Below are 15,089 nucleotides of genomic sequence, written 5' to 3' on the forward strand. Positions count from 1 at the left end.
TGGGAACTGTCGTGGCCCACGAGATCGAGCGACCTGGCTGCTTCGGCGACTGCGTCGCCGGCACCGGCGTCTACCCCGCGGTCTTCCGCTCCGCGTCCAGAGCACGTCCGGCTGTCCGCAGCGCACTGAGGACGGCGGTCACCTCCCGCACGGACTGCTCGGGAATCACTGACCCGATACGCAGCTCCAGCTCGTCCTCGAACACCTTCACCGCCCTGTCCACCAGCTTCCGCCCCTCAGGCGTCAGCTCGACGATCGAGGAACGACGGTCGTTCGGATTGGCCCGCCGCTCACACAAGCCCGCCGACTCCAGACGGTCGACCACCTTGCTCGTGCCGCCCACCGTGATGGAGAACTCCTCGGCGATGTCCTGGATACGCGGCCCGGGCCGACGCAACAGCAGGTGCAGCACCTCGAACGACGTCAGAGGCAGGTCGTACTCCGCACGCAACCGCCCCTCGATGCCATTCCACAGCTCGATCTCCAGCGAGACCAGCTCCCGGTACAGCAGCTTCAGATCGGCCATCACTCATCTTCCAAAGAACTATCTTCCAGAGATAATTAATTCTATGTCATGGCGGCCCGCAGCCGAGGGCGGCGGACGCACTCGAAGCCGGAAGGGGACGACCAGCGCGCCCTCGCCTGGGCCGGAAAGCCAAGTGCGGTAGACGTTGATCAGCGTTCAGGTGACGTCGGCCCCCGTCGATCGGCGGGGGCCGGTCGGCCGATCGGCGGGGCACCTCCCGAAGCCCGTCGGATGGTTGACCGCCCCCGCGCTCCGGCAACGTCGTCCCAGTGACTGAGATCGACAGCGCCAAGAAGGCGCCTCCGCGTTCCTTATCCGCACCCGAGTCCGCCACGGCGCATTCCTTATCCGCACCCGCCACAGTGCGTTCCGCACCCGAGTCCGCCACGCCGATGGAACGGCCGACGCCGATGGCACGGCTGGTCGGGGTGGACCTCGCCCGTGCACTGGCCGTGTTCGGAATGTTCGCCGTGCACGTCGGCCCCTTCCCCACGCCCGGGGGCGGCGTCGGCGACTGGTTCCTGGGCCTGGCGAGCGGCCGGGCGTCGGCGCTGTTCGCCACCCTCGCCGGGTTCTCGTTGATGCTGATCGCCGGCCGCCGCGAGCCGAAGACCGGACTGGCCGGCCGGCAGGCGAAGGCCCGGATCGTGATCCGGGCCGTGATCCTGCTGGTGCTGGGCAGCGCGCTGGCGATGACCAACTTCGGCGGCGCCGGAATCCTCAACTTCTACGCGCTGTACTTCCTGCTGGCCCTGCCCCTGCTGCGGTTGCGGGCCAGGACGCTCGCGATCACCGCGGTCGCGCTCGCGGTCCTCACGCCGCAGCTGGCGTTCGGCCTCAAGGCACTGCTCAACGAGTCGATCGTGAACACCATCGACTCGTACGACCCGATCGCGCGACTCTCCGGCGTGGGCGTACTCGACCTCCTGCTCACCGGCCTCTACCCGGCGATCACCTGGATGACGTTCGTGGTCACCGGCATGGCGTTGGGCCGACTGGATCTGACCTCCGGTGCGGTGCAGCGGCGGCTCGCCGTGGTCGGTCCCGCGCTGATCGGGTTCGGATACGGCGTCTCGTGGCTGGCACTCCGCTTGTCCGGCGGCGCTCAGAAGATCACGGCCAAGATGGCTGCCATGAAGGACCCCGGTGCCATGAAGGACCCCGGCATGGCGTCAGGATCGGCATCGGGATCCTTCGACATGCCGGTCGGTGGTGAGCTGTGGGGCCCCGACGCATGGTGGCTGCTGGCAGCCGAGCCGCACACCGGTTCCACGTTCGACCTCATCGGCAGCATCGGCATCGCGATCACCGTGCTCCTGTGCCTGACGGTGGCGCTGGACCGCCTGCCGCGGCTGCGCCGGCTGGCAACTCCGATCATCGCCGTCGGCACGATGTCCCTGACCCTCTACGTGGCCCACATCCTGGTCATCCTCGCCCTGCCCGGCGAAGCGGCCACCCCGCCGCAGTCCGCCTCCGCCGCGCTGCTGCTCTGGTTCATCGTCGGGGCCACCCTGTTCGCGGCGATCTGGTCTCGCCTTTTCCGCCGCGGACCACTGGAGTACCTGCTCAACGGCGCCACCAAAGCGGCGAATTACGTCCGATGAGCCTCGGGCGGGTACCCCGGGAGGGGCCGGCCCGAGGTCGCAACGACACCCTCCGACAACGGGTCTGACTCGGAGACAGGCCTACTTTCTCCCGATCAGGGCCCGCTTCGCGTAGCGGGGCGGCAAGCACCACCCGGTGGGGAACGCTTCGGTCGATGCCGGCACAGTCGGGGATGCCGGGGGTACGGGGAGGTCGGCCGTACACGTGAACCGGGCCCCGTGGTCATGCTCAAGACTCAAGGACACGACGGTCCGTGCCGGGCACTCCTCTGAGGGCTGCGCTGATCACTACGGACCGCAAAAGGGCCCAGGTCACTGACCTGGGCCTTAGTCATGGAGCGGGTGACGAGAATCGAACTCGCGCTCCTTCGAGCCTACCGGCGGGCCTCGCCTGCCGGACTGATCTGAAGCGTCCGTCGCGATCGCAGATCCGACGTTCAGATGCGGCACCGTCAATGTTGGTGACCATACTCTTCTATGTACATCACCAACATTGTGTGGGAGGTGCCACATGTCTGTGACCCAGATCGACATCGATGACGATGCCCTGGAACGGGTCATGGCTCTGTCCAAGGTCAGGACCAAGAAGGAAGCGGTCAATCTCGCTCTGCACTTCTACGCCGAGCAGCAGGAACGTGCGGCGCGCATCAGCCGCCACTTCGAGCGTGCGCGCGAATGGGGTGCCGTCGAGGACGCCGAGCGCCTGCACCAGGCGGAGAAGCACAGCCGGTGATCTACCTGCTCGACACGTCCGGCCTGGTCCGGCTGCTCCGGGACCCAAAACTGCAAGTGGCCTGGCATGACGCCATCGATGCCGGGACCATCGCATCCTGCTACGTACAGCGAGCCGAGTTCCTGTACAGCGCCCGGAACGGCCGCGAGTACGACGAGATCGCGGAGATGTTCACCGACCTCTATCCCGATGCGGCGGTACCGAAGAACGCGGGGCGCTGGATCAGCTCGTGCAACACCGTATGGCCCAGGCCGGGGAGCATCGCAGCGCCTCGGCTGTGGACCTCGTCATCGCCGCCACCGCCGCCCACCATGGTTTGGCCGTTCTCCACGACGATGCCGACTACCGGGCCATCGCCCGGCACGCAACCGACCTGCTTGAACACAACGTCCACGACGTCACCTGAAATGCTTTTCCCCACAGGTTGTGGACGGGAACTCGCGAAGGCCGGCTGTCGGGACTCGAAGCATCACCTCACGTGCGTGGCGGACCGGCGCGCGCCTCGCTGAGCCGACCGTCAGTCCCCGCAACTCGGCCGTGGCGGCCACCACGAGGTCGGCGGCCCCGGCGCTGCGGTGCTGTCCGCGCTGGGTGAGGACTTCCTGGCCCCGTCAGGCGCGGTCGTAAGTGCGGTTGTCGACCGGCACCCAGCCGAAGAGCAGGCGCATGTCCTGGATGCCTCGTACGCGGTCGGCGGCGGAACGCGCGCTGGAGAAGAACTCCAACCCGGTGATGGACGGGCGGCCGTGACCGGGCGACGAACGCGTCAACCACCGCAACGGATACCGCCCCCGCGAGTGGGACACCCGCGCCGGCACCGTCGAACTCGCCGTCTCCCAGCACAGGTCCGGCACCTACTTCCCTCACTGGCCAGGCCCTCGGCGTCAACCAGCTTCCGAAATCCCAGGGACGCGCGAGAAGACCGACCCGCTCGCGGTCGCCAGGACAGATGCAGATCCCGTGGGACCGGCGAGGGCAGTCGGCCTCGCGGCACCACCAGCGGCCTTGTGCCGGCGGAACTCCAATCCGCTCGCGCCGTAAGGGAGATCGCGCGGCCGGGTCACCGCCGAGCCCTTCACCCGGGTGGCGAACACCCCGCAGGCCGGGCAGGCCCTGGCCCTCTCGTCGGCCGTGACCAGGTGAACTCGGCGCCTTCCGTCGGCCAGCCACTCAACCCGCGCGACGGACACCCCGTCGAGGTCGAGCAGCAACGTCGTATCGTTGACCAAGCCCGTGACTCCTGCATGATCGTTCTGCGTCGAGAACAGAGATGATCACGCAGGCCCACGGGCATCCCGCATCCGGGGCCGTACCCGAATACGTCATGACAATCGGCCGGGTGTGGTTCGCTGCTGGGGTGACTCAGGACTTGGAGATGGTCGCATTCGCATCCGCCGAGGCGTTCGAGGCATGGCTCGGTGAGAACCACGCCGTCTCGCGGGGCATCTGGCTCAGGCTTCGCAAGAAGAGCCCCGGAATCGTCGCGCTGGACTACGCCCAGGCGCTCGACGTGGCACTCTGCTACGGCTGGATCGACGGCCAGAAGGCCAAGTTCGACGATCAGTGGTGGCTCCAGCGGTTCACCCCGCGCAAGCCGCGCAGCAAGTGGTCCAAGGTCAACCGGGACAAGGTGGCCGCCCTGATCGAGCAGGGCCGGATGCGTCCGCCGGGGCAGGCCGAGGTCGACCGTGCCAAGGCGGACGGCCGCTGGGAGGCGGCCTACGACGGTGCGAAGACCGCCACGGTGCCGGACGACCTCGCGGCGGCCCTGACCGCCGACCCGGGCGCGGCGGAGTTCTTCGAGACACTGGACCGGCAGAACCGCTACGCGATCCTGTACCGGATCCAGGACGCCAAGAAGGCCGAGACCCGGGCGCGCCGGATCGAGAAGTACGTAGCGATGCTGGCGAAGGGCGAGAAGCTGTACCCGTAGTCACGGAAAGCGGACCATGGCCGTGTCGTGCCCCGGAGTCCCGGCGCGCCTGCGGCCCCGGCAGCAGCCACCAAATGCCCTCACCGAGCGTAACGAAACGTCGGAGGCCCCGAGCAGGCGCACCGCTCAAGATCGAAGACCCAGTTATCCGAAGATGAGAGGGCCTGGCAGCAGCGGTGACTGAAGACCAGCAGGGTGCGCCGACCCACGGGCATGACGATCTCATCAACCCTGGCCAAGCCTCGATTCCGAGTGCTTTGGACCTGGATGAGGGTCTTGGTCTGACGGATCGCTCGCTGTCCTCGACGTCGACGGCTACGGGCCCGCCGACGTGCCTGCGGGATCACGGGATCAGGCGTGTCTTCCTCGTCATCGAACGTGACGATCGGCTCGTCGCAGGTGAGCAGGGATCCGTCGATTCAGCTCGATCACGGTCAGGGCCTCTGAAGCAGGTGCTCGGAGAGCGCCGAACTGAACTAGACAACAAACAACCCCCGGGTCAATGACCTGGGGGTTCAAAGTGGAGCGGGTGACGAGAATCGAACTCGCGCTCTCAGCTTGGGAAGCGATGGCGCTTGCGTGGCTGCATGGCTGTTGACCTGCGCGGCTTCATTGCGTCGGCGCCGCTGCGCAGGCCGGATCGCATCGCTGGTGACCGTGGTTGTCCGCCCTTACGGGCACGCTGTGGGCACGGCACCGGACCAAGTGGTCTGGGAGGGGTTGGCGGATCCTCAGGGGCGTCTGCCGCAGCGCCTTGAGTGACCGAGTGAGATGCGTGGTTGCGGATGTGTACTGAGCGGGTCTGCGGTTGTTGCTGTCTGGCAGCCGAGCACAGGTGGGGGAATGCGGCGGTACAACTCGGAGGACATGGGCCGGATGTTCGGGCCGACGACCTCCCCTCTGAGGCGAAGTTCCCCGCGCCGAAGCGTCCGCTGCCAAAGGGACTTGGCTTCTGCTGCTACTGCTGCGTGCGAATCGCTGTTGGTGCCATTGAGCGGGTGGCCGTGACGGCAGAATGCTTTCCCTGTGTTTCAGTCGCGTTCTTCCCGCTCTTCCATGAACCGAATGCCCTCATGGGTCAGCGAGACGGTCGCGGGTGTCTTGTGCGATGTCCAGTCGACGGTGATCAGGCCCTCGCCGGCCAGGTAGGCACAGGCTGCGGACAGGTCCTCGTCGGGTATACGAAGCTTGTCGCGGAGTGTGGCTCCGCTGACCTCCGGGCGATTGCGTTCGACGGCCTCGTACACAGAATTCATGACCCTCTTCCGGTAGGTCTTGCGTTCACGCAGTGTCGCCATGGCTGTTGTTCTCCGGGTGGGGGCCGCGGTGCGGGCGCGGATGTGGGGCTGGGCTTCTGCGGCCTTCACTGTCCTGTCACGCTTCGTCCGAATATTGGTGGTCCTCGAAGGACGACTGGCTGGTTGCCGGCCAGGACCGTGCAGGCTCCGCGGCGTGCGTCGTGTCGACGGTGAGATACAGACGGGTTGCGCCCTCGCCGCCGGCGGGGTGGCTGCGCTGCTCGTCGAGGAGAAGCAGCGGCGGGCACTTCGGCGACGTGACGAGCGGCCTCCGGCGTCGCCGCGATGGTATGGACCTCGGCGCGGTCCGCGGAGGGCAATGGCTTGTGATCCATGGCGTACCTCCTGCAGGGCGGCGCGCTGAGGATGAACGAGGTCGCCGCTTCAGACGTCTGGGGTCGAAGCGCAGCGCTTTCACAAACGCCCCCTCCTGCAGCGTATGCCCCGTCCTATGGTCCCTGCCCACCGAACCGGGCGCTGGCGTCACGGTGATACCGGGGGGACCGACGCTCGCCGGCACGTGGAGTGACGTCGTAGGGACCGATCCTGGATCTCCGGCCCGGCGCAGACTGGACGGGCTGTGCGGCTGAGGCGGTCGGCCCGCGCCGCGCACGCCCAGCCAGGGGCCCTCCTCGCCCTGTGTTCCCCGGTCGCCCCGATCGAGCGCCCATGTCCGCAACAGGCCCGCGTCGAGACTCGGCAGGACTGCCACCGTGACCGTCAGCTACGTGCGTCGGTGAACCGGCTGGTACGGGGGTGTTATGGGAGCGCCAGACGCCAGATACGCGCCCAGGTGGAGGCGTACTGCCGCAGCAGCGGGCCAGTGGTGTAGGGGATGCCGTATTTCTCGCACAGCTTGCGCACCTGGGGAGCGATCTGGCCGTAGCGGTTGCTGGGCAGGTCGGGGAAGAGATGGTGCTCGATCTGGTGGCTGAGGTTGCCGGTGAGGATGTGCAGGAGAGGGCCGCCTTCGATGTTCGCCGAGCCGAGGGCCTGCCGTACGTACCACTCGCCGCGCGACTCGCCCTCGATCTCGTCCTCGGTGAAGGATTCCGCGCCGGCGGGGAAGTGGCCGCAGAAGATCACGGTGTGTGCCCAGATGTTGCGGGTGAGGTTGGCCGTGAGGTTGCCGAGCAGGCAGGGCAGGGCGGACGGGCCGGCCAGCAGCGGGAAGAGGACGTAGTCCTTGGTGAATTGCCGTGCGCCCTTGCGGGCCATCCCGGCGAGGTCGCCCAGGAACGCGCGCACGGACTTGCGACCCTGGACGACGGCCTCGGGCTCCAGGTCGTACAGGGCGATGGCCCACTCGAAGACCGGGGCCAGCAGCGGCCCGCCGTAGAGGGGCTGGAGGAGATGGACGGGGTGCCAGGGCTGGTCCTCGCTCATCCGCATGGCCACGTAGCCAAGGTCGCGGTCGCGGCCCACCACGTTGGTCCAGGTGTGGTGCAGGTCGTTGTGGGTGTGCTTCCAGGCGGCGGCCGGGGTGGGGAAGTCCCATTCCCAGGTGGTGGAGTGGATGGCCGGGTCGCGCATCCAGTCCCACTGGCCGTGCAGGATGTTGTGGCCGAGCTCCATGTTCTCCAGGATCTTGGCGGTGGTGAGCATCGCCGCCCCGGCCGGCCAGGCGGGCGGGAGCAGGGAAACCGCCAGGGCCGCCCGGCCGCCGGCCTCCAGGGCGCGGTGCACGGTGATGAGGGTATGGATGTAGCGGGCGTCCTCGGCGCCGCGCTCGGCCAGCACCTCGGCGCGGATGCGGTCCAGTTCCTGCCCGAAGGCGTCGGCTTCGGACGGCGCAAGAGCAAGCGCAGCGGCCACTGGTTCTCCCTTCCCAAGGGCTCGAGGCCCGACAGGCATCGAGCCTCGACAGATGTCTCTACAGGTCGATGTGCGCGGGTGGTCTCTACAGGTCGAGGTGTACGGGGCCGCAGGCGGCCGACACGCAGGTCTGGATCACATCGCCCGGTTCGCCGTGTACGTCGCCAGTCCGCAGGTCGCGGACCCGGCCGGCGGACAGCGGGCTGAGGCAGCTGCGGCAGATGCCCATACGGCAGCCGCTGGGCATGACGACACCCGCCGCCTCACCGGCATTCAGCAGGGACGTGGCCGGGCCGGCGTCTGTCTCGACACCGCTGCGGGTGAAGCACACCCGCCCGCCGTGCCTGCCCGATCCCCTGCCGGGCACGGCCGGTGACGGCGGCCGGAACCGTTCCAGGTGCAGCCGGTGCCGGGCATCCGCGTCGCGCCAGGCCCGCTCGGCGAACGCGAGCAGCCCTTCCGGCCCGCAGGCCCAGCTCTCGCGCTTCTCCCAGTCAGGGCACAGCGCGTCCAGGCGTACCCGATCCAGCCGCCCTTCTTGGCGGGTGTGGTGTTCGTGCAGCGTCAACCAGCTCTCGCGGGTGGCCATCGCCCGCAGCTCACCGCCGAAGACGACCCGGTCGGCGTCCGGCGCGCTGTGCACCAGCACGGTGTCCGGACGGCGGCCCGTGCACCCGGCGAGCGCGCGCAGCATGGCCACCACGGGAGTGATGCCGATACCGCCGGTCAGGAACAGCAGGCGCGGAGGCGGCGGGCCGGGCAGCACGAAATCCCCCTGGACAGGACCGAGGCGCAGCCTCTCCCCGCGCCGGACCCGGCGGGCCAGGTGCGGGGACACTCGCCCGTCCGGGACCGCCCGTACGGTGATCGCGAAACGCCCGGAGCCGTCCGGAGGGGTCGTGATCGAGTACGTCCGCCAGTGCAGTGCGCCGTCGATGCCCACTCCCACCGGCACGTACTGCCCGGCCGCGCGATGCCCCGACCAGCCGCGCCCCGCCCGCACCACGAGCGTCGTCGCGTCCGCCGTCTCCGCCCGTACCCGCTCCACCCGGCCCGCCGGCCACCTGGCCGACCACAGGGGATCGACGACGGCCAGAAAGTCGTCAGGCAGCAACGGGGTGGTCAGCCGCCCGGCGCCCTGCCAGACGGGCCGCGCCAGGTGCCGGAGCACACCGACCATTCCGCCTCTCCGTTCCTCGTCACTGTCCGACCACCTACGCTCACGCAGCCGTGGACGACCGGCAAGCCGGGTTGCTCCATCCCTGACGGGCATGACCCTGGCGCGGGCCGGCGGCTGACCCCGCGCTCTGCGCGGCGGCCCGGCGGCCACTCGACATCGAACCCGAGGACGCGGGCGATTCCGTCCGCCCAGCCCTGGCCGAGGCGCCGGCCGAGCAAGTCGTACGGACAACCGACCGCTCGACTCGGTGAGGAGCGCTGCTGGGTGGGGCCTCGCCTCCCGGGACGCCGCGGGATCATCGCAGTGGCCTGCGGATCCACACCTCCCGGGCAGCCGTCTCCCGGTCGGCACCGGCACCGTAATCCGAACCGGAACCAACGTCTGAAGCGATTCGAGGGCCGAGTTCGCCGAGTTTCGACCATCCCCAGGCGCGCAAGGTCCCCTCCGCCGCGGTCTTCCGGCCGCCTTCGCCGGGCCGGTCCACGGCCGCGACGACCAGATCGGCGTCGAGGCGGGCCAGCAACCGCTCGCCGAGGCGGGTCGCGATGCCGCGGCGCCGTTGGGACGGCAGCACCATCAGTTCGGCCAGCAGGAAGGTCCGGCCCGAGGCCGTGAGTTCCTCGATCTCCGTCGGCAGCTCGTCCCGGAAGCCGGACCACCACTCGCCGGTACGAGCCACGCGGAACCCGTAGGCGCAGCCGACCAAGCCCGCCGCGTCGGCGACCACCATGTCGAAGTCGGTGCGTTGCACATCCTGCTCGAACCGGTTCAGAAAGCTCTGGCGGTCACGGTATTCGGCACCCGCGGCACCGCGGTACGCCGTGACGTGGACGTCCGCGACGACGTCCCGCTGCTGCTCGGCCTGCCAACGGGACAGTCTGCGCAAGTACACGTCTGTCATACGAGCCTCTCCCGGCCGTGGGACGAACATCCCCGGATTCGGCATGGTGACAGCAGGAGCCGACGAGGTAAACCGGGCGTCAGGACAGGGGGTCGATCGAGTGTCGGGATCAGGAGTGTGACGCCCTGCCGCTTACGCCTTGGCGCTGTTGCCGCAGACGACTCGGCAGGGCACCGCCCTCGTACTCCCACCCTTCTTCACAGCTCCGTTCGTACGCGTCGTCGTACTCGGCGGCGGTCCGGTGGTCCTCGGCGGCCATGAGAGCGTTCGCGGTGATGCGGTGCCGCGGGTCGGTGGCCGCAGCCATGAGCCGGGGGCCGAGGCGGCTCGGTGGCCGACGGGATCACCAGGAGGTCCCGGTGACCGACGCCGCCTGGCCAGTGTCCGACGGACCGTTGTGAGGCACCGGCTACCGTCGCGAGGACACCTGCCGAACAGCTCAGGCACCGCCGCCGTCGTCGTCAGCGGACGGGACGCCGCCCGGCGCGCCGGAACCCTCGCACCGCGACGACGGCCACAGCGACCGCGAAGAGCACGATGCCGATGACCAGCAGATAGCCCAGACCGTCCGCTGCCGAGCCGATGATTCCCAGTACGACAGCCACAAGGACGAGCAGCAGGAAGAGCACCATCACCCGAACCACCTCCTCGCCGTACTGCGTGCTACGTGTTGGACGGTCAGCGGCGTGCGAGCTTGCGTTCGCCATTGGCGCCCGGCTGGTACGCCATGCCGTAATGCCGGAAGATCGCTTCTTCCTGCTCGGCGGGCAGTACGTCGTCCGTCCCGATCGATGGGGCGTCCCGTACCTGTCCCTTGGTGTAGGAGACCTTGACGTAGTCCGGCCCGAGGACTGCCTCGTCGAGGGGGACGAAGACCAGCCGTTGGCGGGTGGGAAGCCCGGTCCTGACGGTGGCCACGGCCGGTTCGTCGGTGGTCGTGTCCACATAGACGGCTTCGAGCATGCCGATCTTGTGCTGCTTCGGGTCGACCACGTCATGGTCGCGCCACTCGCGGATGTCGGCTGAACGGATCATGTCCCGCTCCCTGTCTGCGCGCCGCCGGTGGTGCAACGGCCCCGGCGTATACACACCGGGGCCGCCCTTCCGGGCCCTTGCACGTGAGCGTGCGCCGACCCACTTGTCATCGTATGACCGAAACGTCCTTCTGGCATAGGCGGTTTCGGGCAATACGGCCCCTGGCTCCGGTGTCCTGAAGTGGCACTGTCGCGTCAGTCGCGTTTCTCCTCATCGGCCTCCATGAGCCGAATCCCCTGATGTGTCAGCGTGACCATCGCGGGTGCATTTCCCCGGGTCCAGTCGGCCGTGATAAGCCCTTCGCCCACCAAATATGTGCAGGCCGCGGCCAGATCCTGCTCGGGGATCCCCAAGTCGTCACGCAGCTTCGCCCCGGTGACGCCGAGGAGGCGATTGCCTTCCGTGGCCTCGTACAGGGTTTTCATGATCGTTTCGCGGTAGTGCTTCCGCTCGTGCAGTGTTGCCATGATTGCCGCCACTCGCGCCGAGCACCGACGAAAAGTCAGCTGGGGTACGAGGAACTCCTGGTATTCACTGTACTCCGGGCCAGACCCCGAGCACCTGCGTTGACCAGCGATTTTCTCGAGTACCGGAGCATTGGGCGGCAGCGTCCGGGCGAGCTTCGTCGTGGCCGGTGCGGAGTATCGTGGACCCAGGAAGCGTCTCTGCTTCCCCGGCGGTGACGCCGACATCGCCCCAGGCGGTCGGCGAACCGGCGAACCCGCAGACAGGCGATGACGATGCCCGACCCCGATCTCTCACGTGAGGCGAAGCTCCTGCCGGACGCGATCCACCAGGCCGTCCGGCCCGGAACAGCCATCCTGCGGTTGCAAACGACACACGACCGCGCGGGAATCCTCGACGGTGCGTGGTGGCCACGGTCCCGCGACATCGGCGCCGAGCTTCCCAGCCTGATCGCCGCGGTGACCGAACACCTCGGGCCTGTCACGCGCGTCGGCCTGGACTCCAGTGCCTGGGAAGAACTGCCGACGCGGTTGATCATCGACGACCGTGTCGTGCACATCGACTCCTCTCCGGTCGGCGACGACACCGTCCTCATCAGCCGGGGCGATCAAGATCTCTTCTCCCTGCTCGTGGTACCGCCGCACGCGACACCCGACGCGGCGCGCGACGCGATGGCCAGGGCCGTCCGCGCCGACAACCTCACGCAGGCGGCGCAGATCCTCATCGACACCGGTACCGGTCGAGTGCTTCCGATCGCCACGGAAGCCTCGTAGCCCGGCCAGGATCACCACGACCCGCGTGCCGTGTGCGGCGTGCGGCGCCCGTGATGCGGTGCGAGACGCCCGGCGACCGGCAGCGCGAGCCGGGTCCGCCTCCTTTCGCGGCAGGCAGGAGTACGGTGGAGCAAGCGAGGCCCCTTCGTATGCCGGTGCCAGGCCGGTTTCGGCCTCGCGGTTCCACGACAGCGGGTGCTCGCGCTCGAGGCAGGTTCCGCCCCATGACCGCCGAAGCCCCTCCGTTGCCCGACGGGCCGTCGGCCGAGGTCCGATTCGTCTCCCCGTACCCGGAAGTGACACGACAAGTCGCCGATGCGCTCCGCTGGTTCTTCGCCTTCGACGAAGGCGGCAGCTACCCGGCAGGCCTCAAAGCCACGGACCTGCGCCAGCGCCTGCCCCTGGCTCCCTCGTACTCCCCGCGCTCGTAATCATCGCGCTCCTCGCGCCCATTGCCGCCCGTATCGAGACCAGCAGGCGGCCGACGGACCGTACGCATGCGAACGAGAACACCTGACCGTCCCTGAGCAGCAAACCACCCGTCCACACAGGAGCAGCCCCGGACCCCGGCCGCGCCACCCGCACCGAGGTCAAGGAGCTCCGCATGTCGCTCAGTTCCGCCAAGTCCATGGCCGAACCCCCTTCAGCGGCCCTCCCGTCGAACGCCGTCCAGCCGCCGTCATCCGCCTCCTCGAACGCCTCGGCTGGGTGACGACGTCCGCTGGCCGGCACCGGACCGCGTCGCCGCCCGCCGCGTGTGGACCCGGCCTTCCCCTTTTCTCGCGTTTCTCATGGCAGTTGACAGGAGCCTTCATGACGACCGCACTGCAGCCCCCGCTTCCCTCGCCCCCCCTCCTCCGTCTGCGTCTCGCACCCCGCTCCGGCATGCCGCGCCGCATCGACGGAGTGTGGTGGCCTCGCTCGTACGACCTGCTGGTGGAACTCCCGCGGTTGCTCGCCGGGTTGCCGCAGGCCTGGGGACACATCAGCAGTGTCACGGTCAACGGGGCGACGTGGTCCGTGACCCCCGGCCGGATGCTCGTCTTCAACCAGGTCGTGCGCCTGCGCAGGTCCACCACTATGTCCGCCCCAGACACGGTCTGCCTCCTGGCCCCCAGCCGGGGGCGCTGGGACCTGCTGGTCGTACCGCCCGACACCCCGCCCGATACGGCCGAGCCGCTCATGGCCGCTGCCACGGGCGACGACACCATCTGATCGTGAGCGGTGCGCGGGGAGTGCCGGCCGTATGGCGAAGCTGCGCGATGGGCCTCGCCCACCCTGGCCGGCTGTGGTTGCCTGAGACAGCACCGGCCGCCGCTGGTCATCCTCGCCGAGACGGAGCACCATACGGCAGCTTCCCGCCAAGGTCGTCCCAACAGCCCGTTCTGCGGCGGTGGGTGTATTCGGGCCGGCCGCCGTCCGGTTGTCGCGCCGGGGGCCGGAGCGCGGCAACGATCAGGTTCACGGTCACATCCCTGTGATCAGTCGCCTCGGCCCGGTCGGGGTGGCCGGGTGACACGAGGAAGTGCCCTCCCTGCCCTCCCACGCCTCCTCAGGAACCTGTGCTCAGGAACCTGTGCCCGATAACCGTCGGGCTGCCGTGGAGGGCATGTTCCGTCGCCATGAGCTCGCTCGCGGTCATAGGAGGGCCGGAGCCGCTCGCGGCGGCCATCAGCCGGGCGGCTGCCGGGGGGCTGACCTCCGGCGGTATCACCAGCAGGTCCCACCGGCCGGCGGTGTAGGACAGCAGCATGATCTTGTACGGGTCCAGCTCCCGCGCGAACCAACCGACCTTCACCACATGACCGTTGACGGGCAGCTTGCGCGGGATGACCGGCCAGTACTGAGGGTTGACGGCGATCCGGGTGATCCGTCCCCACAGAGGATCCAGCACGTCGGCCAGAGCGGACAGTTCGTCCGACAGGTTCCGCGATCGGGGCCACCAGGCGCCGTCCAGGCCCTGTCGGGACGTGCTCATAGGCTTCAGCGCGAGGCGGGTGCTCGGAACCCTGAAGGGCACCATCCGCAGCGGGGCAAGGTCGGTGGTCGCGGACATCGCGCGAACCCGTCTCCAGACCGCTGCCACAGGCTCGGCCCGGTGTCGTCACTCGCCGAGAACGACACCGGCATGGAGGCCGGTGTGCGAAATACTCTCGATGCCTTCACGCTACTCCGCTGGGACGTCGAACGGGCCCCGGTGAGGCGCGGGTTGTGAACACTGCCCTGCACACCTCTGATGAGGGGCCATGCCGACCTCTGTGAGGAGAACGCTCAGACCTCGTCCGTCTGCTCGCGGTCGTTCTCCGAGGACTGACTGGTCACCAGCCAGGACCGGGCCGGCTCCGCCGGGCGGGTGGTGTCCACGGTGAGGTGGAGACGGGTCCCACCCTCGCTGCCCGCCGGGTAGCTGCGCTGCTCGACGGAGGCGAAGCAACGACGGAGAACCTCCGCGACCCTACGGGAGACTTCGGGGGACGCAGCCAAGATGCGTACTTCGGCGTGCCCGGCAGAGGGGACTTCCAGTGGCTCCATGGTGACCTCGTTCTTCAGGACGACGTGACGATGGTGACTATGGGCGGTGGTGGTGGCGGGCGATCCTGCAGGCCCCGCCGACTGCCGGGTCCTCCGGCTTCGTCGGCCGATCCACGGCAGGGCTCACGGTAGTGGAATGCCGCGATCCGCTGGTTGTGCCTGACTTTCAAGCCAACGCCATCAACCCGGACGCCACCCGGGACGGGTGAGCCGTCCCTGGGCGACCACACCCGTCTTGCGGCCGGACGCGTTACGCCGTGTCGTTGAGGCGGCCCATCACCTCGTACAGCTGCT

Annotated in this window: 17 protein-coding genes, 1 tRNA gene and 3 pseudogenes; 8 read left to right on the forward strand and 13 right to left on the reverse strand. The window is 68.7% G+C overall.

Annotation, left to right across the window (positions count from 1 at the left end; genetic code table 11):
- Positions 1–70: 70 nt before the first annotated feature.
- Positions 71–526 carry a MarR family winged helix-turn-helix transcriptional regulator gene (locus tag G6048_RS07445; RefSeq protein WP_165338652.1) on the reverse strand — a complete coding sequence of 152 codons (456 nt, stop codon included), beginning with the start codon at positions 524–526 and terminating at the stop codon, positions 71–73.
- A gap of 269 nt (positions 527–795) precedes the next feature.
- On the opposite strand from G6048_RS07445, the gene G6048_RS07450 reads away from it, so the two are divergent.
- Positions 796–2,130, forward strand: a complete 1,335-nt coding sequence (locus G6048_RS07450; protein WP_328825694.1) for a DUF418 domain-containing protein — start codon at positions 796–798, stop codon at positions 2,128–2,130.
- A gap of 334 nt (positions 2,131–2,464) precedes the next feature.
- On the opposite strand, the gene G6048_RS07455 is transcribed toward G6048_RS07450, so the two are convergent.
- A tRNA-Ser gene (locus G6048_RS07455) sits at positions 2,465–2,521 on the reverse strand.
- Between the two features lie 120 nt (positions 2,522–2,641).
- On the opposite strand from G6048_RS07455, the gene G6048_RS07460 reads away from it, so the two are divergent.
- Both G6048_RS07460 and G6048_RS07465 read left to right on the forward strand, forming a co-directional pair.
- A complete protein-coding gene (locus G6048_RS07460) occupies positions 2,642–2,863 on the forward strand; it encodes a type II toxin-antitoxin system VapB family antitoxin (protein ID WP_206341295.1) in 222 nt (73 codons plus the stop codon).
- Positions 2,860–3,269 (forward strand): annotated as a pseudogene (locus G6048_RS07465) (PIN domain-containing protein). Before G6048_RS07460 ends, G6048_RS07465 begins: the two are co-directional and overlap by 4 nt.
- 106 nt (positions 3,270–3,375) lie before the next feature.
- Here G6048_RS07465 and G6048_RS07470 read toward each other — a convergent pair.
- Positions 3,376–3,597 (reverse strand): annotated as a pseudogene (locus G6048_RS07470) (PIN domain nuclease); the annotation flags it as partial.
- A 28-nt stretch (positions 3,598–3,625) separates the two neighbouring features.
- Between G6048_RS07470 and G6048_RS07475 the strand changes: the two are divergent.
- Together G6048_RS07475 and G6048_RS07480 are read left to right on the forward strand one after the other, a co-directional pair.
- Positions 3,626–3,748, forward strand: a pseudogene (locus G6048_RS07475) (transposase); the annotation flags it as partial.
- Positions 3,749–4,238: 490 nt separating this feature from the next.
- Positions 4,239–4,796: a YdeI/OmpD-associated family protein gene (locus tag G6048_RS07480; protein ID WP_235989530.1), complete on the forward strand. Its 558-nt coding sequence runs from the start codon at positions 4,239–4,241 to the stop codon at positions 4,794–4,796.
- Positions 4,797–5,827: 1,031 nt separating this feature from the next.
- On the opposite strand, the gene G6048_RS07485 is transcribed toward G6048_RS07480, so the two are convergent.
- From G6048_RS07485 to G6048_RS07525, 8 genes are all read right to left on the reverse strand, one after another.
- Entirely contained in the window at positions 5,828–6,094 is a 267-nt protein-coding gene (locus tag G6048_RS07485) for a hypothetical protein (RefSeq protein WP_165338653.1), read from the reverse strand.
- A gap of 759 nt (positions 6,095–6,853) precedes the next feature.
- Positions 6,854–7,909, reverse strand: a complete 1,056-nt coding sequence (locus tag G6048_RS07495) for a fatty acid desaturase family protein (RefSeq protein WP_328825695.1) — start codon at positions 7,907–7,909, stop codon at positions 6,854–6,856.
- Between the two features lie 85 nt (positions 7,910–7,994).
- Positions 7,995–9,089, reverse strand: coding sequence for a ferredoxin reductase (locus G6048_RS07500; protein ID WP_165338655.1), 1,095 nt, complete (start codon positions 9,087–9,089; stop codon positions 7,995–7,997).
- 295 nt (positions 9,090–9,384) lie between these two features.
- Positions 9,385–9,990: a hypothetical protein gene (locus G6048_RS07505; RefSeq protein ID WP_206341296.1), complete on the reverse strand. Its 606-nt coding sequence runs from the start codon at positions 9,988–9,990 to the stop codon at positions 9,385–9,387.
- 109 nt (positions 9,991–10,099) lie between these two features.
- A complete protein-coding gene (locus G6048_RS07510) occupies positions 10,100–10,297 on the reverse strand; it encodes a hypothetical protein (RefSeq protein ID WP_165338656.1) in 198 nt (65 codons plus the stop codon).
- Between the two features lie 154 nt (positions 10,298–10,451).
- A complete protein-coding gene (locus tag G6048_RS07515; RefSeq protein WP_165338657.1) occupies positions 10,452–10,622 on the reverse strand; it encodes a hypothetical protein in 171 nt (56 codons plus the stop codon).
- Between the two features lie 46 nt (positions 10,623–10,668).
- Entirely contained in the window at positions 10,669–11,025 is a 357-nt protein-coding gene (locus G6048_RS07520; RefSeq protein ID WP_165338658.1) for a PRC-barrel domain-containing protein, read from the reverse strand.
- Between the two features lie 194 nt (positions 11,026–11,219).
- Entirely contained in the window at positions 11,220–11,492 is a 273-nt protein-coding gene (locus tag G6048_RS07525; protein WP_165338659.1) for a hypothetical protein, read from the reverse strand.
- A gap of 273 nt (positions 11,493–11,765) precedes the next feature.
- Here G6048_RS07525 and G6048_RS07530 point away from each other — a divergent pair, with 273 nt between their 5' ends.
- From G6048_RS07530 to G6048_RS07540, 3 genes are all read left to right on the forward strand, one after another.
- Positions 11,766–12,263 (forward strand): DUF5994 family protein, encoded by a 498-nt coding sequence (locus G6048_RS07530; RefSeq protein ID WP_165338660.1) that lies wholly within the window; start codon positions 11,766–11,768, stop codon positions 12,261–12,263.
- A 224-nt stretch (positions 12,264–12,487) separates the two neighbouring features.
- Positions 12,488–12,694, forward strand: a complete 207-nt coding sequence (locus G6048_RS07535; RefSeq protein WP_165338661.1) for a hypothetical protein — start codon at positions 12,488–12,490, stop codon at positions 12,692–12,694.
- Between the two features lie 382 nt (positions 12,695–13,076).
- Positions 13,077–13,478 carry a DUF5994 family protein gene (locus G6048_RS07540; RefSeq protein WP_165338662.1) on the forward strand — a complete coding sequence of 134 codons (402 nt, stop codon included), beginning with the start codon at positions 13,077–13,079 and terminating at the stop codon, positions 13,476–13,478.
- A gap of 337 nt (positions 13,479–13,815) precedes the next feature.
- On the opposite strand, the gene G6048_RS07545 is transcribed toward G6048_RS07540, so the two are convergent.
- Both G6048_RS07545 and G6048_RS07550 read right to left on the reverse strand, forming a co-directional pair.
- Positions 13,816–14,241, reverse strand: a complete 426-nt coding sequence (locus G6048_RS07545) for a DUF5994 family protein (RefSeq protein ID WP_206341297.1) — start codon at positions 14,239–14,241, stop codon at positions 13,816–13,818.
- A 293-nt stretch (positions 14,242–14,534) separates the two neighbouring features.
- Complete coding sequence (locus G6048_RS07550; protein ID WP_165338663.1) at positions 14,535–14,795, reverse strand: hypothetical protein; 261 nt, start codon at positions 14,793–14,795, stop codon at positions 14,535–14,537.
- Between the last annotated feature and the right edge of the window lie 294 nt (positions 14,796–15,089).

This window comes from Streptomyces ureilyticus, assembly GCF_011045025.1.
Classification (GTDB): domain Bacteria; phylum Actinomycetota; class Actinomycetes; order Streptomycetales; family Streptomycetaceae; genus Streptomyces; species Streptomyces ureilyticus.